At 43.7% G+C, this 22,677-nt stretch carries 23 protein-coding genes; 1 reads left to right on the top strand and 22 read right to left on the bottom strand.

Annotation, left to right across the window (positions count from 1 at the left end):
• Positions 1-96: 96 nt before the first annotated feature.
• The 22 genes from FCL46_RS28710 to FCL46_RS05270 form a co-directional block, all read right to left on the bottom strand.
• Complete coding sequence (locus FCL46_RS28710) at positions 97-285, bottom strand: transposase (protein ID WP_420811262.1); 189 nt, start codon at positions 283-285, stop codon at positions 97-99.
• A complete protein-coding gene (locus FCL46_RS05370) occupies positions 282-1,394 on the bottom strand; it encodes an acyltransferase family protein (RefSeq protein WP_136805352.1) in 1,113 nt (370 codons plus the stop codon). Before FCL46_RS05370 ends, FCL46_RS28710 begins: the two co-directional genes overlap by 4 nt.
• Positions 1,395-1,451: 57 nt before the next feature.
• A complete protein-coding gene (locus tag FCL46_RS05365; protein WP_136805351.1) occupies positions 1,452-1,778 on the bottom strand; it encodes a hypothetical protein in 327 nt (108 codons plus the stop codon).
• A 52-nt stretch (positions 1,779-1,830) separates the two neighbouring features.
• Entirely contained in the window at positions 1,831-3,174 is a 1,344-nt protein-coding gene (locus FCL46_RS05360; RefSeq protein WP_136805350.1) for a nucleoside/nucleotide kinase family protein, read from the bottom strand.
• A gap of 2 nt (positions 3,175-3,176) precedes the next feature.
• Positions 3,177-4,163, bottom strand: a complete 987-nt coding sequence (locus tag FCL46_RS05355) for a glycosyltransferase family 2 protein (protein ID WP_136805349.1) — start codon at positions 4,161-4,163, stop codon at positions 3,177-3,179.
• Entirely contained in the window at positions 4,160-5,401 is a 1,242-nt protein-coding gene (locus FCL46_RS05350; protein ID WP_136805348.1) for a hypothetical protein, read from the bottom strand. Before FCL46_RS05350 ends, FCL46_RS05355 begins: the two co-directional genes overlap by 4 nt.
• Positions 5,398-6,519: a glycosyltransferase WbsX family protein gene (locus tag FCL46_RS05345; protein ID WP_136805347.1), complete on the bottom strand. Its 1,122-nt coding sequence runs from the start codon at positions 6,517-6,519 to the stop codon at positions 5,398-5,400. Before FCL46_RS05345 ends, FCL46_RS05350 begins: the two co-directional genes overlap by 4 nt.
• 34 nt (positions 6,520-6,553) lie before the next feature.
• Positions 6,554-7,471, bottom strand: a complete 918-nt coding sequence (locus FCL46_RS05340; protein ID WP_136805346.1) for an acyltransferase family protein — start codon at positions 7,469-7,471, stop codon at positions 6,554-6,556.
• Between the two features lie 220 nt (positions 7,472-7,691).
• A complete protein-coding gene (locus tag FCL46_RS05335) occupies positions 7,692-8,201 on the bottom strand; it encodes an acyltransferase (protein WP_217909564.1) in 510 nt (169 codons plus the stop codon).
• Positions 8,202-8,332: 131 nt separating this feature from the next.
• Positions 8,333-9,295, bottom strand: a complete 963-nt coding sequence (locus tag FCL46_RS05330; RefSeq protein ID WP_136805344.1) for a glycosyltransferase family A protein — start codon at positions 9,293-9,295, stop codon at positions 8,333-8,335.
• The gene (locus tag FCL46_RS05325) at positions 9,288-10,529 is read right to left on the bottom strand and encodes a glycosyltransferase family 4 protein (protein WP_136805343.1); all 1,242 of its coding nucleotides are present in this window, start codon (positions 10,527-10,529) and stop codon (positions 9,288-9,290) included. The genes FCL46_RS05330 and FCL46_RS05325 overlap by 8 nt, the downstream gene beginning before the upstream one ends.
• Positions 10,526-11,506: a glycosyltransferase family 2 protein gene (locus FCL46_RS05320; RefSeq protein ID WP_136805342.1), complete on the bottom strand. Its 981-nt coding sequence runs from the start codon at positions 11,504-11,506 to the stop codon at positions 10,526-10,528. The genes FCL46_RS05325 and FCL46_RS05320 overlap by 4 nt, the downstream gene beginning before the upstream one ends.
• Positions 11,499-12,980: a lipopolysaccharide biosynthesis protein gene (locus FCL46_RS05315; RefSeq protein WP_136805341.1), complete on the bottom strand. Its 1,482-nt coding sequence runs from the start codon at positions 12,978-12,980 to the stop codon at positions 11,499-11,501. Before FCL46_RS05315 ends, FCL46_RS05320 begins: the two co-directional genes overlap by 8 nt.
• Positions 12,970-13,548: an acyltransferase gene (locus FCL46_RS28545; RefSeq protein WP_136805340.1), complete on the bottom strand. Its 579-nt coding sequence runs from the start codon at positions 13,546-13,548 to the stop codon at positions 12,970-12,972. The genes FCL46_RS05315 and FCL46_RS28545 overlap by 11 nt, the downstream gene beginning before the upstream one ends.
• A gap of 260 nt (positions 13,549-13,808) precedes the next feature.
• Positions 13,809-14,000, bottom strand: coding sequence for a DegT/DnrJ/EryC1/StrS family aminotransferase (locus FCL46_RS05305; protein ID WP_228723406.1), 192 nt, complete (start codon positions 13,998-14,000; stop codon positions 13,809-13,811).
• A gap of 72 nt (positions 14,001-14,072) precedes the next feature.
• The gene (locus tag FCL46_RS05300; protein ID WP_136805338.1) at positions 14,073-15,212 is read right to left on the bottom strand and encodes a DegT/DnrJ/EryC1/StrS family aminotransferase; all 1,140 of its coding nucleotides are present in this window, start codon (positions 15,210-15,212) and stop codon (positions 14,073-14,075) included.
• Positions 15,213-15,503: 291 nt separating this feature from the next.
• On the bottom strand, positions 15,504-16,043 hold the full coding sequence (gene rfbC, locus FCL46_RS05295; protein WP_136805337.1) for a dTDP-4-dehydrorhamnose 3,5-epimerase: 540 nt from the start codon (positions 16,041-16,043) through the stop codon (positions 15,504-15,506).
• 1 nt (position 16,044) lies between these two features.
• Positions 16,045-16,926 carry a glucose-1-phosphate thymidylyltransferase RfbA gene (rfbA, locus tag FCL46_RS05290; RefSeq protein ID WP_136805336.1) on the bottom strand — a complete coding sequence of 294 codons (882 nt, stop codon included), beginning with the start codon at positions 16,924-16,926 and terminating at the stop codon, positions 16,045-16,047.
• The gene (gene rfbD, locus FCL46_RS05285; RefSeq protein ID WP_136805335.1) at positions 16,923-17,822 is read right to left on the bottom strand and encodes a dTDP-4-dehydrorhamnose reductase; all 900 of its coding nucleotides are present in this window, start codon (positions 17,820-17,822) and stop codon (positions 16,923-16,925) included. The genes rfbA and rfbD overlap by 4 nt, the downstream gene beginning before the upstream one ends.
• Positions 17,819-18,898, bottom strand: a complete 1,080-nt coding sequence (gene rfbB, locus FCL46_RS05280) for a dTDP-glucose 4,6-dehydratase (RefSeq protein ID WP_136805334.1) — start codon at positions 18,896-18,898, stop codon at positions 17,819-17,821. The genes rfbD and rfbB overlap by 4 nt, the downstream gene beginning before the upstream one ends.
• Positions 18,899-19,014: 116 nt before the next feature.
• Positions 19,015-20,358 (bottom strand): MBL fold metallo-hydrolase, encoded by a 1,344-nt coding sequence (locus tag FCL46_RS05275; RefSeq protein WP_228723331.1) that lies wholly within the window; start codon positions 20,356-20,358, stop codon positions 19,015-19,017.
• Between the two features lie 251 nt (positions 20,359-20,609).
• Positions 20,610-21,641 carry an NAD-dependent epimerase/dehydratase family protein gene (locus FCL46_RS05270; RefSeq protein WP_136805333.1) on the bottom strand — a complete coding sequence of 344 codons (1,032 nt, stop codon included), beginning with the start codon at positions 21,639-21,641 and terminating at the stop codon, positions 20,610-20,612.
• A 665-nt stretch (positions 21,642-22,306) separates the two neighbouring features.
• Between FCL46_RS05270 and FCL46_RS05265 the strand changes: the two genes are divergently transcribed.
• Positions 22,307-22,594 (top strand): hypothetical protein, encoded by a 288-nt coding sequence (locus FCL46_RS05265; RefSeq protein WP_136805332.1) that lies wholly within the window; start codon positions 22,307-22,309, stop codon positions 22,592-22,594.
• The last annotated feature ends 83 nt before the right edge of the window (positions 22,595-22,677 follow it).

The raw sequence follows: 22,677 nt of genomic DNA, 5'->3' as shown, positions 1-22,677 counted from the left end.
TCGCATGATACTCTCAACTCATCTGAACAAAAAAAACCGTTCTTTGTGCATTGTCGACTAATTTTGTGATTTTTGAGGTAGTTCAAAACATGTTCATCAGGAGTAAGGCGGCAAAAAGAACAGAAGAAGCCTTCCTCCTGTACTCTTAACAAACTCTCGTACTTCAGTGGATCTGCGAACTGAATGGTTGTCCAAAATCAAAGATACAGGCTGGTTCGCTTTATAAAGCAAGCGTTTCAAAAACTCTATAAAAACAGTAGCAGTGACATTGCCATCTGTGGTCATGAATCGCATAGTTCCTCTCGGGGATTCTCCCTTTTCAATTGAAAAAACATCCGATTTATTTTCTGGACGATTGCTGCTGATGCAACAGAAAGAACCCAGACAATTACCAATGCCGTTAAAGCAATCCAAGTATTTCCCTTCAGGTCAAAATTCTCCAGAATTTCGTAGCAACATTTAGTAAAGGCATAATGCATGAGGTAAAATCCAAGACTGAGGGAACCCATTTTTTGCAGGAATGGGTTGGACAAAAATTTGGAAATTATTCCCTGCTGGTTGTAAAAAACCGCAATAAGACAAAGTAGAATCGGAACATATCCCCATCCCATTTTCAAGTGTGTCGGTAAAAAGGAAGGGCCATAGCTTATGAATATTAGCACGGCAATGCAAATAGGAATTTCCATTTTTCCTAGCAATCGAGATGACATTTGAGTTTTCATGAGAAAAAGATATAAAAGTGCTCCTGAGGAAAATTCCAGGATGCGGTAGAAGGGAGAATAATAAAATAAATATTGTGCAAGGTTGCCATAAACCGGCAGAAACGAAAATGCAGAAAATACTCCCCATAACATTGCCAGCGAAATCAGAATCCCACGGACTTGCCATTTTTCTTCAATTGTTGCAACTAATTGGATTACCCATGGTGAAACAAGATAAATCAAAAATAACGAAGAAAGAGTCCAAGCACAACTGTTGTATGCCCAGGCAACCGACATTGGTAAGACCGCTTGCACAAGGGAAAGCTGGAGAATCAATTTGGTTAAATTGATCAGCGGCTGTTCAAGGATGTATTGCCACATAAATGGAACATTTATCAAAATTGATATAAGATAAACAATATAAAAAGATTTAAGCCTTTTCTTTATATATCCGAAATATTCCTCTCGTGAAAAATTCTGAAAAAAATCAATGTACTTCATGGCAATCATAAAGCCGGAGAGCAAGACGAAAAAACTAACACCAACACCCGCATTTCCCAGTGATTTCCAAATAAAATTTCCGGCAATGGAAGTTTGTCCAAAAAACGATTGACAATGTGCAAAGAAGACAAGCATCATTGCAAAAAAACGCAATGCGTTGAAACTCTTGTTGAAATTCTGTTCTTGAGCCATAGTTTACCTCAGTAGCAGCTATTCCCGCTTTAATAAAAGATCGCTAAAAGTGTTGAGTCAAATGGCATTCTGCTCTGGAGCATTGCCATAGGTCAGCAGGTGAAACACCTTAATCTGATTCTGCTGCATACAGCGTTTAACCATCCAATTCGTCAAATGCTGCCACAGCACATAATAGGTCCGAACTCCGCGCAGCCCCTTCTTCCAGAAGCGCAGCGCAGGAGGCAAATCAAAGTAAAGGAACGTCGGAGGATTCTCCAACGGATTTTCTTTCAGCCAATTTTGAATGTTCTGCTGATTACTCTTTCGGGTGAGCACCCACAGGTCGAAATACTTCGACATTTCCAGCACCCAGTGCCAGCCCACGCCGATTTCTGATCCCAAACCGGGTCACATGCATAGGCGGATATAAAGACCTTTTGCCTACTATCGGTCATCATACCTCTGCACTATTTAGGTTATCGAAAAAGCGTATATTCTTTTCATGCTGCCGTTCTAAAATATGATTTAAAATTTTAGATACAGCCTCTTCCGCCGTTCCGTTGTTTTCAATCAAGCAATATTCCTTGGCAAAGGAAAGATACTGGATCTTTCCCAGGATCTCCTCGATCTGAGCGATCGTTAACTCCTGCTTACGTTTCCGTATAGCCCCAGAGTCTGCCACCACTAAAAAGTTATAGTCCAGTCGCGGAACCAAGCGGCGCAGGAAGAACACCCATTTATAGTTAAGATGAATTCTTGAACGCTTACTGTCCGTAGCCACATCAGTGTAATAACGATCAAAGATAACTACACCGCGTCTAAAAAGTGTCGGTTTCACGAGCTTCAAATAGCCCAGATTATAATCAAAAATATAGTAGGCCAGCCGTACCAGAGAACTGACCACCCCCGTTTTCGCACCGCGGTGCGGATTGTCATAATCGCAATCCACCTCTTTCTTGACGCCGCACTTTCTTCCGACCTCGGCTAAGCGAGGCACAAGGGTAGGTCGGAAGTGAAATAACTCCACACGCCCAACCGGCTCTTTTAGTTGAGAAATAAGCCTCTCAAGAACAGTTGTTTTTCCAACTCCATCAGGCCCTGAAAAACCAATCGAGAACCCTTTATGATTAATAAGCCCGACCACTGCAGAGAACATAAACTTAATTCTACAAATCAAGTGTCGCAGGAGATGCCTCTTTGCATTGCAGCGAGATAACAACCTGCGCAGTTCCAAACCGGAGCGGGCATCAACAATATCAATGGTTAAGTTTTCTCCAAAAATATAGCTAAGATGAACGTCTACAGAATCCGCACACTGTGCCTGCACCCGCTGCAGTACAGTACAGTATTTCTGAGGGTACTCACATCCAAGCAGCCTCATATAAAGATATTTCGCCAGAAACTCATCTTCCAATACAACATGAAAAACCTGTCCATTGAACGTTCTCCGTCCCAATACCCCGCTTGCATCCAGGTAACGGTTTCCAAACAAACTAAAATCAAAGAAAATATCCAAACAAACATGTTCCAGGGAGGACTTTTCTGCTCGAGCAAGTAGGACCATGACCTTATCCTCCTCGTCTGAATTCAGCATTAATATTTTAAAACCGGCCTCGCGAATCAACGCGAGCAATGGCTCCTTAAACCTCTCGAATTCTTCTCGCGTCATTAAAATATCAATATCGTGACTACTAAATTGATTGGGCAATTCTTCATAGCCCCTTAAAACCGCATAAGTAAAACCCTCGTTTAAAATGATAAAAAAAGATTTAACCAGTTGCTGCAAGCTGTGACTCATACTCATTTCCGCAAAATATTATGTTTAAACTTATCAATCAGATAAAAGGGGTTCAAAAGCACCGAAAGAAATAGCCCCCAAAAAAACAGAACATAATTCTTACGAACATACGCAAATCCCGCCATCCGATAAAAATATGCGGAATAATTTTTAAACCACATTTTTATCCGCTCCCCCCGCCTCAATGAGTTTATAAACTCAATGAACGTCAACTGAGCACGCCCAGACCTTCTGCGTAATAAGTTATTTTTTATATACTTCAGCTTGTACTGCATCGCAAAAAGGCTCTCTTTAGACCCCGAAAGACTAGAACAATTCTTCCGATATCTAAAGAGAGGCTCTGGAACTACAACCATATACAGATTCTCTTGGTAGCAATCAGTCATCCGAGTCCAAAGATCCACATCCTCGGACAGATCCTGATACCGACGCCCTCCTTCAGGAAAGCCCTCTTGTACATACCCGCCTGCAGCTATTGCATATTCTCTTCGAAATAAGGAAGGAGGTAACATGAACAGCATTTTTCCATTTTTAGATCGTTCCTCAAACTCAGTCCGAGTTTTAGGACCTAGAAATATTCCACCTGATAGAGGCTTAGAATATTCATCCATATAGGAGCAGTGAGATCCAACAGCAATTAAATCAGCATCTTCTTGAATCCGTTCATATAAACGTTGAACCAACGTTGGCAATGCCACGTCATCCGCATCGAAAAACATCATAAGTGGCGTATCGACCTCGTGCAGCGCTAAATTCCGAACATAGGCCGTACCCCGATTCTCATTTAACCGCACACTCTTGAATAATCTTCCCTTAGCGTTTAGAAACGATTCCGCCACCTCAAATGAAGAATCCGTCGAACAATCATCAATCAGCAAAATCTTAAATGACTGAAAGGTCTGGTCAGCGAGCGACTGCAACGTCTCTTCAATATATCCCTCGGCGTTATAGACACAAATGACAACTGTTACCTCTACTGCTTGACTCATGCCCCACCTCGCTCGGCCAGCCTATGCGGCACCCTGAGATAGATTCTGGAAGAGCGATGCAAACGCCGGCGTGCCGCCTGTCGCCTAAAGTAGTTCACTCCGGCCATTACCATCAGTGCCCCCCAAACGTACGCAATATTTCCAGCGCCGCCGCCCAACAAGAAGATAAAAACCAGCCACTCAAGCAGCCCTGCACGCGCAAAAACAGTCACACCCATCAACCCTAAAAAACAGATATACGCCAGCAAACCATAATCGCCAATACAACCCAGTGTTTGTTTTTCGCCGAATAAACCGGACTTAATTCCAGCATCAATACCAGATCCAAACCAAACCTCTGGATCCGACAGATCCAGATGCAAGGTATTCAATATCGGAACAATGCGCGTGGCCGCACTTCCATCCTCTTGAATAATCAGTTCGGTATCCACCGTACTCGTCGCGATAATCGCTTTATGCGCTCGTTGGAAGGATTCATTTTCAATATGAGGTATTACATAAAACAGTGCAACCACCACAGGGATCGCTATCAGCAGATATTGGCGCTTCAAGAAGTAGAGCCCAACAATCCCCAACCCAATAAATGCGGTGCCACTGCCCATCGTGGTCATACTCCATAAAAAGGCCACGAACACCCACCGCTTCTCTTGCCAAAGAAACCGAAGTTTCATCACTTTAGAATTACTCGCTAAGGTATAGAGGCGTAACAATGAGAGAAACAACACCGTAATCAAACGCGCACAATGCGAAGGTTCCAACGCTAACGACTGTGCTCCCAGGCCTCGGTCTAAAAACTGCATTAGATTTAAGGGAGGAAACGTTCTGATTCCTGCAACAATCAGAAGTTGCTGAGCCACCAAACAGATAGCAAAAGCAAATACAAGCCTCTCCAACACCTGAATATAACGCCCCAGTGAAAAAGCACGTGATTCAAGCAAACCAACAAACACCGCAAAATTGGAGACGAAAAGCAGATGGTACAAAAAAGTAGAACTGCGAAAGGAGTATCCATTGACAAAATAAGCCGTATAAAACGCCATCACCAGATAAAGCAACCCCGCGAACAGCGCTAAGGGCACCTTTCGAAAATAAGCTAAGCTCACAACCGGTGCGATCATCATAAAACCTGCTTTTATCGGGCTGACGCCCCATCCTTCCACCGGCACATACTGCACACAGAGCACCACCAAATAAAGAATCGCTAAAGTTTGGCGATTAAATCTTAATTTCAACTTCAATCGTTATGCTCCCGATTTTCATTCAGTACCTGCTGGATGGCCTCAAGATATCCATACCCGAACTTTTCATCCGGTTCCAAATACCCACCCTCAGCCCACTCATTCCATGCAAAAACAAAGATCTTGTCGGTTTTATACTCGTTCTTCGCTTTCCGGATTAAGCGAGTTAAATAACCCCTGAATTTTTCCGGAGTCGCCTCGGTATAAACGCTGCCATTTTCCTTCTTGCGCGGCGTATTATCCCAATCAACAAAAGCTGATGGAATTGCATTAGAAGCCGACGGTTTTAGCGCCAAAATTTTTTCCCACGTCTCATCATAATCAGACCGCTGAACTCCCTTTGGCCTTAATGCCATACGACGCTTAATCCCCAAAATCTTTTTAATGCGACTTGTATACTTCATCAAATTCAACTTGGTCCATAGACCCTGATGTGCATTCACAAAGCCCGGATGAAACTCAATACCATAGTCGAAACTGGAACGATCCCAACCCTTCGAGTGATACGACATCGCGCTCTGATACATAAACTTAATGCCGGAAAACCCCGCCTCAATCGCCATCTGATTCCACAGATCCAGCATTTTGTTTAATTTCCTGATGATGTTGGGAATATAGATGGTCAGCAGGGGTTTATTCTCCTCTTTCATATACCGTTCGTCCTGAAAGAACGGGAGCAGATAATTAAAATGCTCGACCCAATCGGCCTCGTTGTCAAAATCGTGCGCAATTAAAGTCGTTTCCTGCCCTGCCGAGGCTCGCCAGGTATCTTCCCAGTTATGATTGGCCCAAGAGATGCAGTATTTCAAATCGATATCCGGATTCGCCAACAGCAACTCCATGGGCTCTTCCAACAGCCGCTTATTATTGAAGCTGTAATGATAGAAACAAAACCCATAGATCCCATACTCTTTGGCTAAGTCCGCCTGCCAGCGTATTACCTCTATATTGGTCAGATCATAATAATTTTTATTCAGTGGCACACGCGGCTGATAATGCCCTTCAAATAACGGCTTCGCGCCCTTAACATTAGTCCACTCCGTGAACCCCTCGCCCCACCATTCATCGTTCTCTGGAATCTGATGAAACTGCGGTAAATACAATGGTATAATTTTCATAACTATCTTTCGGGCGGCAGCCCAGGTCCTCTTGTCATCTTGAAACGTTTTTCGCTGCAGAGGTGCAGCCATAACGGCCAATAGCCAACCAAATGAACTGGATCGTCCTATTTATAAATCCTCTACATTTAGGCTGTAACATCTTAACGATTCCATACGATACAGCAGCAACCAGAATGAAAGGTAAAAGGGGTAAGCATAAACGAGGCACACTCGGGAACGACCCATGTACCCCCGTAATCATAGAGATCATTGCATTTTCGTGAATGAGATATAGCGGATAACTTATAAATCCAAAAAAGATAAAAATTTTGTTATCGAATACTCGCTGCAAGCACTCCCACCTAATAGCCCCCGCAAAGAATAATAAAATTACTAACGCACCAACAATAGGAGTAATTTCAAATCCGCTTTTTACAAAAATTGAGCTAAAAATACTCACGGTCAGACCTGCGAAAAACGTGTAGTCCTGACCTGTCGCATGATAACGATACAAAAGTGCGCCGGCGGCAAACCACCCGAAATATTTCAAGCTCAAATGATGACTTACACTATTTGCAAAATCAAATAAGGGAATATCCGTTGACGTCGCAAGATATGAGATCACTACCGATCCACTAAACAGTAAAATCAAAAAAGGGATGACTCTCCTTCGTCCTAATTTGAAGAACGCAAGCCCTGCAATTAAATAAAACTTCATCTCGACAAAAAGTGACCAGAATGCTCCTTCCAGTGGAACCACAGGTGATTGCAAAAGTATTTCCCACCACCGTGGTTCTATAAAAGAAAGTCCTGGCAAAAGACTCAACAAAGTAGGATCCCCTATGGGCCTATCCGGAAACAGTGCCGTCGTGCTATATATTAAAACAGTTGCGATAAGCATCGCAGGGAAAAGTCGTAACCACCGCTTGTAGAAAAACTGCCTGAATGAACGGCTGTTCTCAAGCGACATATAAATCACAAACCCGGAGAGCAAAAAGAATAAGTTCACGCCCAACCAACCTATTCAAAAACTGGGAATGTACCCAAGCATTCGTCATACGCTGACAACTCCGTGTAGCGAGCAAAACTGTGGTATCCGATCACCAATAAAATCGCTACTCCCCGAACACCATCCAAATACTTAATTCTCACCGTTCACCTCGAAACAACAATCACAACCACACATAAACTCATACCTGCCTCAATACTTTGGCAGGAATGCCCGCCACAACGCTATAAGCAGGGACGTCTTTGGTTACGACCGCATTGGCCGCGACAATCGCCCCTTCACCAATGGTAACCCCAGGCATAATACTCGCCTTTTCACCAATCCAAACATTGTCGCTGATGATCACTTTTCCTTTTGAGACCAGTGCGCGTTGCATCGGAGGAATCTCCAAATCATCACGATTCGATCGCCCGTGCGCATTATCTGTGATCAACACCTTTTTTCCGGTCAAAACGTCATTCCCGATCACAATTTCATTTATCGCCGTAATATGCGCATCTTCGCCAATAGACACGCCATCGCCGATGGAAATATTAGGCGCTTGGTTGAGAAGAGCTTCATAACAAGTCAACGTTACACCATTGCCCAAACTTGAACGATGCCCGATGGATATATACTGCGCGTTTAGAATAAGGTTATGACGTCCGAGCAGGGAATTAACACCGAAGCTTTTAAATTCACTTCGTCGCACCGCGGTGATCCATTCACGACAACATCGAGCCCACAAATAATTAAACTTAGGTCCCCAAAGGAGCCCAGCGACCCTACCAAAGAAACGCACAACAACCAGACAATCAGAAACCAATATCCCCCCCCCCCACACTACTTCCTTCCGAAAAACAAAACGGTCATAGACCATATATGCTTAAGCATTGCTAAAAAAGTCATATACTCTCGTTTTCCCTTCAATAAAAGGGAAGAGTTTTCTGCATGAAACTCTAATCCACTACCCACATATTCAAACTCAAGATCTTGATCAATCTTTCTGGTTCCATAGCTAGGGTCAACTCCGCAATGCTCTCCACTACCATCGTGCCCCATATTCCGAACCTTAGAAACAACAGGCAAAATCACCTCTTTTTTTTCAAAAAAAAGGTAAACCGACATCGTATTATCGGTGTACAAGCTTGGTTTAATAACTTTCATCACCAAAAACAACAAAGTACTCCAAGAATGCGTCGCAGCCTTTAAAAACATCACCGGATTTAACACTTTTTTTAAACAGTATGAGCGCGTCATCGTGTTTTCGTATGCCGTAGATTTACTTCGCCACTCTCCATATCCCCACGCGGGCATTCCCATCGATTGTCTCCAAAATGTATTGCTCGAATATTTAATCTGATCAGAATAAGAATACCCGGAAACCGCAAAAACAGAATCATCCTGCTTGAATTTTTCAAATCCCTTATTCATGTAGAGCAAAAAATTTGGAGAAAAAACATTATCATCCTCAGTAAATATAAACCTGTCATACTTCCTCCATATATATCGCCTTAGGGCTAAGAAGTTTTTAGCGGCCCCAAAATTACATTGCCTCTTAATAACATGGACAGATTTAAAACCCTGAATACTAGAACAATACCGGCAAATCTTCTCGTATCCATCCCAATGTTCGTCTTTGGACGGATAGTCGATTGCGATATATAGCTCACTCTCACAAGCTCCCTGATTCAAAACAAGAGACTCGACACATTCTTTAAAGTGCTCATAACGGCACAAAGTGATGATTATAATTGGTGCATACATATTCTGAGCCTCTTCGTATACCGACAAATCATCACTCATCAAGACCTCCGAAATTTGATCTTTCTAAGAAAGAGCGTCTGACCTGCTGATAAATCTCTAGCAATGTTTCAATAATTTCTTGCGGGTTATGCCGTTGTAAGGCGGTTGCTCTGCAGTTTACACTAAGCTCACTTAATTTTTCAGAATCTGCCTGAAGCTGCATAACCAGGTCAGCTAACTTAAGTGGATCGTTCGCAGGAACTAAATATCCCGAGTGTCCATCTTCTACCAAAGAGGATGTCCCGCCCACATCAGTGGTGATCACAGGCACGCCTAAAACCTGCGCCTCACAAATACTGTTCGGACTGTTATCGATATAAGATGGATGGACATAAATCGTACTATCGAGCAAACGATCAACCAGTTCCTCTTGCGATACGACACCCAACAGATTTACCCCTACTGAATTCGCCTCGATACCATACAACGACTCCATCAACCGGGCCTCATGCACCCCACACACCGACCACTCAAACACAAGATCCGTATGCTCCTTCAGCAAACGCGCCGTCTTCAATATCAGATCCATTCCCTTATACAAGGGTCCTGATATGGTAGAGATTACCTTCAACGCCCCGGCTTGATAGGTCCAACTTTGCTCCGACTTTATAAACGAACTCCGCAACATCTCCTGACAGGTAAAATAGGTCGCCTCGGGATTATAGAAACGCACAATGGACTGATCCCAATGTGTACGCCCCATAAAATATCGATTCACTTTCAAAATACGCACTTCCTGCTCTGCATTTTTCCAGAATGTAGAATCAACCCGGAAAGCCATCAATTTCTGCCTGAAGCTTGTATGCCGGGATAACAATTTATTCCACACAGAAAAGCCCGCAGGATAGCGCGCATTATAGCAAGAAGGCAGACTCCCCTGCATATGCACTAAACAAGGGATATCGGTATGTCCGGCCAGCAAACCGTACCACCATTCTGAACCGAAAAACTGAATCAAATCCGGTTGGAAATCATCAATGATCTTGAGCGATTGATCTATCGCAACCGCCAACCGTTTCTTCCGATTTTTCTGAGTAATATGAAGAGGATAATAAGTCACCCCCTCAACCACACTTGAATCAACAGAAGAGTCATATTCGAAGACAACGCCCAACTCAACAGAGGATTGAGCACGGATCTGCTCCTCCAACGACGAAATCCATCCCCCTCCATTATGGCCACTGATCCGACTTTCAAATAAAGACTTGGTAGGCGAAAACCATAGAACTCTCATCGAACCATCCTTTCGATTTTTCGCCAAACACTCTTAAAAAACCAAAACGCAAACACTTTAAAAAAAACCCACTTATAGCGTCTCAGCAAAAAACAAAAATACTTAATGAATTCAAAAACAGACTTGTGAAACAAATTACTTAGTCTTGCGATAAGAATCCCTGACTCCAATTCATCAAATATCGCACAAGACACTTGAGGGAAATAACGTCTCATTTCCCGACTATGCTGAATCAACAGATTTATTGGCAAAGAACTGGCCATCCCTCTAACATGACGCCGATAAGTAGCCATATTATAGTTCATGCAAAATAGCTTGCCACGCTCGGCACAGATAAGGAATAAAACTATATCTCCCATCACAAACTCTTTAGAGTAAGGCATCTGCCCCAGAACAGCTGACCGAAATAAGGTCGAACAAGTAGGGACACTCCACCGCAACAAGATGTCACGGACTGAATAATCCCCATTGCGCAAATGTAAAAAACAATTTTCTTCGACAGTATCCCCCTCAAACTGCACATCTACACTATGAAAAACCAATGAATACGCGTCATTCTCCTCCAAAAAATCGACCTGTTTTTGCAGCTTCTTTGGATCGGTCCAATAATCATCCCCTTCGCAAATGGCGATATATTTCCCCTTACAGGCCTTAAGCGTTTCATTCCAATTAAACAGCGCCGGAGATGTATATTCAGCACGAGCGGGATCTGATTGGGAACGTAATATTAAATTGATTTGCCCTGGATATTTATCCGCATATTCTTGACAAATCACACGGGTTTCATCGGTTGATTCATCCTCACCCAAACAAATTTCAAATAGGAAATCTGTTTGCTGCATCAAGATTCCATCTAGACATTGCCGAATATAATCCTGCTGATTATACGTAATGACACAGACACTAACCAGGGGGGCATCTGTTCGACTATCCCAATCCCTCTCAGGTGAGGGTAAGAATTTAAAGTAGTTACTCATATACGATTCTGTTCCCTTTAAGTTTATTCCAACGCTCGATGACAAGATTCTGCAACTCCAGATACGCTGGATTCCGACTCAAATGCACCACCGCTAGATAAACCGTCGCTCCAGCAAATGCCTGCGCTCCCAGCTGAACCAAATCATCTTGCCACGTTAGTCGGCGCATCAACCCAACCACAATTCCCATCATTAAAACGGCTCCAATGGTCCCTCGCACGGCTACGATCTGTCTGTAGAGGGGATAGCCAATCAAGCGCTGAGTAAAATATGTATTAATCACTATGGCCACAAAGCTTAACAACAATTCCCCATACAGCATTGCCATCACACCAAATGGAACCGTGATGATTAACATGAGAACCAAAAGCATCTTCTTGATTATTTCCAGCTTTAAAAAAAGATCAGAGCGCCCTGTTGCAGTCAATACCTGTAAATTGATGGCATGCACCGGATAAAGGCACATCGTGACTGAAACCACTTGCATATAGGGCACTGCCGGCAGCCATTTATCAGTCAAAAGCACTCGGATCAGCGGATCAGCGGTGAATGCCAACCCCACCAAACAAGGCCACAACAAAAAGGCAACAATCTGCAAACACTTCTCAAGCATGCGTTGCATACGTTGCTCGTCAGATTGAACTTGCGCCATCGCCGGGAACAGCACCGATGAAATTGTGGCAGTTAAACTCATTGATACGACATCTGGAATCTGTTTGCCCCGGTTGAAAAAACCCAAATCAGCTGGCGCATAAAATCGACCGATCAGCAACCCGTATATTTGAACAAAAAAAGTATCCAACAAACCCGATACTAATAATTTCCAACCAAAGCCAAACAAAGGAGCCAATGCCGAAAAGCTGAACTGAAAAGTGGGGCGCCAATTGGATAACCAACTAATCAATCCCACACGAACCATCCCGGCAATAAGCATAGACCATGCGAGCGCCCAGACGCCTGCACCCCGATAGGCCAACGCAATTCCAACAATGGCATGTGCTAGCAATACAATTAAACTCACCACAAATAGGGGTTTAAAATGTAGCTGTTTCGTCAGCAGAGTAGTTTGTACCTGCCCAAAAGATCCAATGATTAATGAAAGTGCAGATAACCGTAATAGAGGGCACAGCACGGTCAGCTCCGGTTTATTATAAAACAACGGAACAAATGGCGCGGTCAGGTACAATACGCCATATAATAAGATGGCCATTCCAATATTACAGAAATAGACCGACGATTCCTCCAAGGGGGTTGTATGTTGGCGCTGAACCAATGCCTGCCCAAATCCAGCATTGATCACGACATTCGCCAACGACACAAAAATCGTTAATAGCGCAACCGTCCCGAACTCTTCGGGCATCAACAGACGCGCCAAAATAATGCTAACGATCAGGCTTCCCGCACGCTGACACAACATCTCTGCCATGCGCCAGAACGCGGCTCTGATTGTTTTATTTTTTAAATTATTGCTCATTCAGAGTCGCTTTAAACTGTGCCTCAAGTTCAAGTAAATTTTTACTACGTGCTTTAATTCGTTTTGCTGGAGCACCAAAAAAGATACTCCAAGGCTCACAGCTTTTAGTAATTAAGGAATGTGCTCCTACGGCAGCTCCCTCGCCCAACTCAACCCCGGGTAAAATAGTCGAGTTGGTCCCAACTATAGAATGTTTACGTAACACAATAGGGTTAGCCACATACCGTGGTTTAAATTCAATTGGCACCATCGGGTTTGTCAAAGATCTCCCCGAATAATCATCAGTTGCTGTATATAAAACACTTCTTGAGGAGATTCCTGAGAAATCCTCTAAGATAATTCCTGCTTCACCATATAAAGAAACATGTGGAGCAATATGAATGTAACTTCCAATTCTGATTCCACTACCACCGGAAATAATACAAAAATCGTCTATCCGCACATTGTTTCCGATATCGATAGACTCAGGCTTATAAATCCGCGCAAAACGACTAATCAAAACATTTTCGCCAAATGATCCTAGCCCTAACTCCTGCAACTCATCTTTCGAATAATACGAAGTGCTCATTTAAATACCCTCTTCATAGCTCATCAATTGCACAAAATGCTTAATTGAAAATTCATCAACCGCGGTACCTGTCGGCAACACAACAATCGGCTCCACAAGCTCTTTATTTACGGGTAGCATCATGCCTGGATTGGGCTACAATGACGTGTAAGGCTCCATTTCATGACACCCCGACCAGAAATACTTTCGTGTAAATACATTCGAACCATGCAATTTCTCAATCAGTTCATCGCGGCTTAACGGATAGGCAGTCCCACCCCCTACAACCACATATTGACGATTACATTTTTCGGAATCATCAAACTCAATAAGCGTAAGCCCCCAACCCCGGCCAAACCGTCCTTATTTGCCGTATAGCTCCGTTCATTTACGACCAGAATTTCATCGAGGTGATTCATATTAATCAAGCCCATTGCCGCGCAAATTTCAGTCATCTTCCCATTAGTTCCGATATAGCGGACATTATCCAGGCCGCTGAAAAAATAACACCTGTAAGTCGTCCTGATCCTTTGGCATCACTCCAACTAAGCGCAGTTTCCTTCCGATATTTCACCTTCCACGTCTTTGATTAACATAGCGATGCGGTCGACGCACTCATCGGCAAGGTTCGCAAAAATGGGCAGGCAAATGACCCGCTCAGTAATAGCTTCGGCCACGGGCATCCGGCCAGGCTCTGCAGAGGGCAAATGACGATAGCTGGGAAACTGGCTGGACAGAGGATAGAAGTAACGCCGACCGTAATAACCATTGGCTTTGAGTTTGTCGTAGAGAGCATCGCGACTTAAGCCGTACCGCACTTCGTCCACCAGGATCGGGAAATATCCGTAATTGTGCACGACGTTGGGCAGGTCCTCCATCAGGGTAATGCCGGGCACCTCTGCCAGGGCCGCACGATAGCGTTCGGCGACGCGCCGAGTTTTGGCAATTTCTTCGTCGATATGCTTGAGTTGCAGTAACCCGAAGGCGGCACGGAATTCGTCCATCTTGCCGTTGGCACCGGGTGCGACCACGGTCGTCTCACCTGCAAAGCCGAAATTTTTGAGAAAGTCGATGCGTTGCTTGAGCTTGGGCTCGTTTGTAATCAGCGCCCCGCCCTCAAAAGTATTGAAGACCTTGGTAGCGTGAAAACTGAGCATGGAGAGATCGCCGAAGTTCAGTACGGATTCACCATGCGTGCGCACCCCGAAGGCATGAGCTGCGTCGTAGAAAAGCTTAAGCCCGTAGGTATCGGCGATGCGCTGCAATTTCTCAACATTACAGGGATTGCCATAGACATGCACGGGCATGATGGCGGTGGTTTTGGGAGTGATCAGCGATTCAAGCTTATCGGCGTCGAGGTTATAGGTGACCGGATCAATATCGCAAAAAACAGGAGTACAGCTATTCCAATGAATGGCGTGAGTAGTGGCCACGAAGGTAAAAGGCGTAGTGATCACCTCGCCGGTGATGCGCAAGGCCTGCAACCCGATCTGCAGTGCGATCATGCCATTAGTGAAAAGACTGACATAGCGCACCCCGAGATACTCGGCCAAGGCTTGCTCAAACTGTTGATGAAATTGGCCATTATTGGTCAGCCACTTATTCTCCCAGATCTCCTCCAAATAGGGAATGAACTCAGCAAGTGGCGGCAGACTGGGCTCGGTGACGAAGATTGTATTTTTCATAGTAAAATAACTTCCCTTAAAATACTTATTTTGCTTTCACGCAGCTATGACCTTTGGGGTCGCACCACACTAACATGCCGTACTATCGTCCTTTCACACAAAGGAGCAGGTATTACATACCCCTATATCGTAGTTTTTCCATCCAGAATCAGCAATATAGACTTTCGCCCCCTCTCTAAGTTGAAAATCTAAAATTCAGCATTAATTGGAAACAGCCCCCAACTCTTCTCTCCGTTACCCTCAGCTGAGGCATCCATGGTTGAGCAAAATGAGAGCTTAAAACTGTCACAATCAGAAAACCTCTGCAGCATTAAAGAATAATCCAACTTGATCTTTTCCAGACATCAGAGGTTCACCTCTCAGCGGCCAAGCAATATCAAGATCAGAATCATTCCAGAGGATGCAACGTTCATGCTCTGGTGCATAATAACTCGTCGTCTTATAGAGAAAATCCGCTGTATCGCTTAGCACCAAGAATCCATGAGCAAAGCCTTCAGGCACCCAAAGCTGCCGTTTATTCTCAGCTGAGAGAATTTCACCCACCCAGTTGCCAAATGTTTTCGAATCTTTGCGAAGATCAACGGCCACATCAAACACCTCACCACTCACGGCCCGGACCAGTTTCCCCTGGGGCTGCTGTAACTGGTAGTGCAACCCCCTCAGAGTGTTCTTTACAGAGCGGCTATGGTTGTCCTGGACAAATTCCTTATCGATGCCTGCTTCCTTATACGTTTTGGCGTTCCAGCTCTCCATGAAGAAGCCGCGTTCATCGCCAAACACCTTTGGCTCTATGATTTTAACATCCGGTATAGCAGTTGTAATTACGTTCATTTCAAATATCCTCTCCTGCAAGTCGCACCAGATACCTTCCGTAGCTGTTCTTTTTAAACTCTTCTGCTCTACCCAGCAGTTGCTCTCGACCTATAAAGTCCATGCGATATGCAATCTCTTCGAGACAACCCACCTTTAGGCCCTGGCGTTTTTCTAACGTCTCAATAAACCCGGATGCCTCATGAAGGGAATCATATGTGCCGGTATCAAGCCAGGCGAAGCCCCGACTGAGCAGCTCGACATTAAGATCCCCCCTCTCCAGGTAAACCTGATTTACCGAAGTAATTTCCAGCTCACCTCGGGAAGAGGGTTGTATCGTTTTAGCAATATCGATGACATCATTATCGTAGAAATACAGGCCAGTCACTGCGTAGTTGGATTTAGGTTTTGCAGGTTTTTCCTCAATAGAAATGGCTCGCTTGTGATCATCAAATTCAACAACACCAAAGCGCTCGGGATCAGTCACCTGATAACCAAATACAGTCGCACCACTTTCACGAACACTGGACGCTTGCACCAACTTGCTAAACCCCTGGCCATAAAAAATATTGTCACCTAAAACCAAACAGACATTATCTTCACCAATAAAGTGCTCGCCTATAATGAATGCCTGAGCTAAACCGTCTGGACTAGGTTGCTCAGCATAGCTGATCTGTATACCGAACTGACTGCCATCCCCAAGTAAACGCAGAAAACCTTGTTGATCTTCCGGGGTAGTAATAATCAAAACTTCCCTAATACCCGCCAGCATTAATACAGATAGCGGATAATAAATCATGGGTTTATCGTAAACAGGCAAAAGTTGTTTCGAAACACCCATAGTGATGGGATGCAAGCGGCTTCCTGTCCCGCCAGCTAAAATAATACCTTTACATTGTTTCATCGTAGATCAGCCATTATTTGATGAATTGCACGTGACACGCCCTGTTGCCAATCTGGCAAATAGAGGCCAAATACACGACGCAGTTTATGGGTGTTCAGTCGAGAGTTCAAAGGTCTCTTCGCTGGTGTCGGATACTCACTGGTCAGAATTGAATGAATATCCTTCACCTTTAATGACATTCCACATTTTCTCGCCTGGGCTGCTATAAAAACAGCGTATTGATACCAATTCGTTTCTCCGTCTGGTGCAACGTGGTACACGCCAGAGAGTTCTGGGGCATGAGTAACTTGTCGAATGGCATGTGCTGATACATCTGCCAAAAGTTCAGCACCGATTGGTGCCCCTACCTGATCACCTACGACACTGAGTTCTTCACGGTTGGACATCAAATGAAGCATGGTTTTAATAAAATTATTACCATGGGCACCGTAAACCCAGCTGGCTCTGAAGATTAAATGCCGACAGCCACTTTCCAGTATTGCCTGCTCTCCCTTTGCCTTTGACAACCCATATTGATTGATCGGGTTTATCACATCAGTTTCACACCAAGGTGTTTCACCTGTGCCATCGAATACATAATCGGTGGAATAATGCACAAAGCAACAGCCTAAAGTTTCGGCTTCTTGAGCAATAACTTCAGTAGCGAACCTGTTAATTGAGTCAGCAAGACCGGTGTCTTCTTCTGCCTTATCCACAGCAGTATACGCTGCTGCATTAACAATCATATCCGGCTTGACAGTTTGTATCGTTACTCGCAACCCATCTGCATCGCTAAGATCACCGGTTAAGCCAACAGTACCTTTGCGGTCGAGTGCAATCAATTCTCCCAATGGTGCAAGTGAGCGTTGTAACTCCCAGCCTAACTGTCCGTTTTTACCAAACAGTAGAATTTTCAACTCTTGTCTCCGAGCCGTTCTCGCTGGTAGCTGCCATCCTGGACTCGATTACACCAGTCCAGATTGTTCAGATACCATTGAACAGTCTTGCGGATGCCAGACTCGAAGGTTTCTGCAGGTTGCCAGCCGAGTTCTTTGTGGATCTTACCAGCATCTATTGCATAACGCAGGTCGTGGCCAGGGCGATCCTGCACATAGGTAATGAGTTTTTTAAAACCTTCTGGATTCTCTGAAGACCTGGAATGCGAATTGTGATCAGCAAGTTCTTCAAGTAGTTCGCAGATGGTATGAACTACCTCGATATTCTGCTTTTCGTTATTTCCACCTATATTATAGGTTTGCCCCACCATCCCTTCAGTGACAACCTTATATAGGGCTCTGGCATGATCATCTACATAGAGCCAATCACGTACTTGCTCCCCTTTGCCGTACACAGGTAAAGGTTTACCTTCGAGAGCATTGAGAATCATAAGTGGAATTAATTTCTCTGGAAAATGATGCGGCCCGTAATTATTGGAACAATTGGTAATTAACGTTGGAAAACCATATGTTCGTTGCCACGCTCGAACCAAATGGTCAGAGCTGGCTTTACTGGCTGAGTATGGTGAGCTTGGGGCGTATGATGTTTCTTCAGTAAACAGATCATCAGGCCCCTCAAGGTCGCCATACACTTCATCTGTTGAAATATGATGAAACCGAAACGTCTCTTTTTTATCTGTACTCAAGCCATTCCAATAATTGCGTGCCACTTCAAGTAAGGTGTAAGTGCCTACAATATTGGTAGCAATAAATTCTGCGGGGCCATCTATAGAGCGATCTACATGACTCTCTGCGGCCAGATGCATCACGGCATCTGGCTGATACTCTGCAAAAGCATTTTCAAGTTCATGACGATCACAGATATCAATATGTGTAAATTCGTAACGACTGCTACCTGATACATCTGCAAGAGACTCCAGGTTGCCTGCGTATGTTAATTTATCGATATTAAGAACAGAATCAGATGTACTTTGTATGATAAAACGTATAACAGCTGATCCTATGAATCCGGCGCCACCGGTGAGTAGAATTTTCATATTAAAATTTTATTGTTTTGTTTATATACAAAATATTAGAAAGAGGGGAAGATACGTTGAGAGTTTATTGATTCAAGGCCTCATCAAGAGCCTTTCGTGCCCTATCATCACCATGCTTAACTACCAGGACTGAGGTTACAGGACTTAGGACTCAGTGATTCGAGCAGCATATACAGCTCTTTTCGTGCTTTATCCTCTCCATGGATCAATCGAAACTCTTTTGGTGGTACCGGCATTGACTTAAACCAATCAACCAGCATTTGCTGATCAGCATGAGCTGAATACGCTGTAAGCATATGGATGCCAGCCTTAACAGGAACCTTCTTCTCAATCATTTTTCTACCGGGTGTCCCTTTGGCTTGGTAGCCAACGAAGAAGATGTCGTTCAAAGGGGCTTCAAGACCATGTTTTAAATGGTCAACAATTCGGCCACCGGTGCACATTCCACTACCTGCAATAATGATAGCCGGCCCTTTAATATCGAGCAGTTGCTTATGATCGCGGTAGCTATTTACCCCATACAACCCTCTAAAATCCAAGGGGTGGTCGCCTCTATCTTTAAGCCCTTTTGCTTCTTTATCCCAGAAAGCATCAAGCTCTGAATAAATTTTGGTGATTTTTAGTCCGAGAGGAGAATCTACAAAGACCGGAACCTTTACACCGATTCGGTCTAACTCGTAAAGCAATTCCTGTGTTCTTCCCAAAGCAAAAGCAGGGATATAAACAATACCGTTGTCGGCAAGAGCTTTATCCAGCAATCTTCGTAAATTTTCAACTCGGCTTTTTCTGTCTGGATGGAGTCTGTCACCATAGGTCGATTCCATAATGAGGAGATCGCAGGAATCTGGTATGTCCGGGTCCGGAAGTATTGGTGTATCTGTAGAGCCAAGGTCCCCTGAGAAAATCACTCTGATACTTACATTGGCCTCGGTATCAGGGAACGTAAATAGAATGAAACAGGAGCCGAGAATATGCCCGGCATTTTTCAATTTGAAGGTGATTCCATTTTTCAGGGTAAAGGTCTCATACAGTTCAAACCCCCAAGACAGATCGTCTATACGTTTTTCAATGCGGTTAATATCTTTATCTGTTCTGTTCGAGAAAGATAAAGCATCATGCAGCATAGGAGAAAGTAGCGCCTTGGTTGCATGGGTGCAGATAATCTCACCACTAAATCCAGCGTCAATCAGATCAGGTACTCTGCCTATATGGTCTATATGGGCGTGGGTTAAAAAGAGATAGTCTATTTGATCTGGTGAAACGGGGAATTGATCGAAAGGCAACTCAGGATCATCACCATAGGTAGAACCACAATCCACCAGGATGTTGACAGTTTTATCCGTCTCAGGGCAAAATCGTACCAGATGGCAGGAACCTGTGACACAATCGGCTCCGCCGAGATGGTCGATTTTTATATGGTGGGGGAAGATGTTGCTCCCTTGAGGATTGTTTGTGTTCATTGCCATTGGGTCATTTAGTATTGAAGACTAACTCGTATATTTGAATAAAACGGGAGCAACAGAGTGAGGAGTGAGGCGTTAGGGGGAGAGGTAAACTACAACTGCTCTAACTCGACTTCAACTTTACTCTACTTGGAGGCTCTATAATCTCTCGGGCAATTTATGTTATTTATATTTTCAGGTAGTAATAATCTGCCTACCAAACCTATTATTCAATTCATCACACTAACTGTCTACTTAACAAATCAATATTACTTCAAATTCGCCAGATACCATTCAGCGGCTTTGTCTAAACCACTTTTTACTGAGTACTCTGGTTTATATCCGATGAGGTTTGTGGCTTTGGAAATATCTGCGAGTGAATGGCGGACATCACCTGCTCTGAAATCACGGTACTGTGGTGCCGCGTCTTTGGCAGCAGGGTTTGTGCCTACGACGCGCTCCTGAATCAAGGTATAAAGTTCGTTCAAACTTGTTCTTTCACCGAAGGCAACATTATAGACCTGGTTTGTTGCGGCCTCATCTGTGACTGTTGCGGCCATAATATTTGCCTGGACGCAGTTTTCGATGAAACAAAAATCTCTGCTTGTTTCGCCATCACCGTTGATAAAAACAGGTTCGTTTTTGATCAGACCTGCAAACCATTTAGGAATTACCGCGGCATAAGCGCCATTCGGGTCTTGCCGTTGTCCGAAGATATTGAAATATCTGAGGCCGATAGCCCGAAAACCATATGTCTTAGAGAAAACTTCGGTATAGAGTTCATTTACCAGCTTGGTTACAGCATATGGTGAGAGCGGGTTGCCTATATTCCCTTCTATCTTAGGAAGATCCGGATGATCGCCATAGGTTGAGCTTGAGGCAGCATAGACAAACCTCTTCACTTCGGCATCTTTTGCGGCCACCAGCATATTCAAAAAGCCGGATATATTATTTTCATTGGTAGTTATAGGATCTTCAATAGACCGGGGTACCGACCCCAAAGCAGCCTGATGGAGAACGTAATCGACATCCTGACAAGCTTGTCTGCATGTATCAATATTACGTATATCACCGTTGATAAATGCAAACTGCTTCCACTGCTCTTCATTCACCAACGATTCAACTTCATCAAGATTGTGTTGATGACCGGTAGAAAAATTATCGAGACCAACAACCTTTTGATCGAGCTTTAACAACGTCTCAAGCAGATTTGAACCAATAAAACCAGCAACTCCGGTGACAAGCCATGTTCCGGGAGTATTGGAAAGATGCTTTTTTATATGATCGTATGTTGTTGTCATTGTCCTACACTACCCAAGAGTTTTCAGGTATACGTTCAGGTGAATGCTGCTACAAATCATAGGCCATCAGATCGAGGCACCAAAAGATATTAGCCGAAAAGAAAAGTAAATGGCTTCTTTTTTTTAAATATTTTGTAGGTGAAAACGACAGGATAACGCCTAGAGGACCCCACCAAATGCCATGCTTACACACCTTTTAAATACCACGATTTGTCAACACTAGACAGCAAAGACACTTGAAAGTAAATAGGTATATCTACCAATTTTCGCTCAAGATTAACCTTGATATATTTTTATAAATTCTAGCAACAATGCCCTCCTTCCTAATATAAGTACTTGAGGGTTTTAAAGAATCTCAAACCCGCTCCAAGAACACCTAACATTTACAACCCACATGTTTTTTTATTTGTTTTTTAGGTAAAATATTACTCTAATTTTATTGATGCTTTTTTGAAATAGTAATTACTTCTACATAAGCTTGTGAAAATGCCATATCAAAACTTATCAATCAATTCTTTTTCTGATTACCACTAAAGCTCCGCTTGGCAATTTTTCTTAGGGTGGTAGTCACTAGATGAGTACCGACCCATGTCATACAGAGACGGTCCCAATATTTCGGACCATCCCTTAAGTTTAGTTTCCAGCAGTTCCTTAATCATGCTAAATTGAGAAACTATGAAAAGGAAAAGACGCAAACATACTGCAGAGTTTATGGCCAGAGTGAAATAGTAAAGGAATTTGAAACTCACCTTATAATGGTCGGCAAATGGAAGACTGAACTACTTGAGCGTATGCCTGATCTTTTTGCCAGCAAGTCCGATAATGCTGATCATTACAGTGATAAAGAAAAAGATCAATTGGAACGCAAAGTAGGTCAGCTTACAATGGAGATGGATTTTCTCGAAAAAATGTGCAAGCAGTTGGGGATTCCGCTGAAAGGGCTAAACAAGTAGATTGGAATTCCCAACTGAGCATTAGACGGCTATGTGAGTTGCTCCATATACATTGATCAAGGCTCTATTACTATCCCAAATCA

The sequence above is a fragment of the Desulfosediminicola flagellatus genome, assembly GCF_005116655.2.
Classification (GTDB): domain Bacteria; phylum Desulfobacterota; class Desulfobulbia; order Desulfobulbales; family Desulfocapsaceae; genus Desulfopila; species Desulfopila flagellata.
The sequence above is the reverse complement of the archived record's forward strand: the minus strand, read 5'-3'. Positions and strand labels throughout refer to the sequence as shown.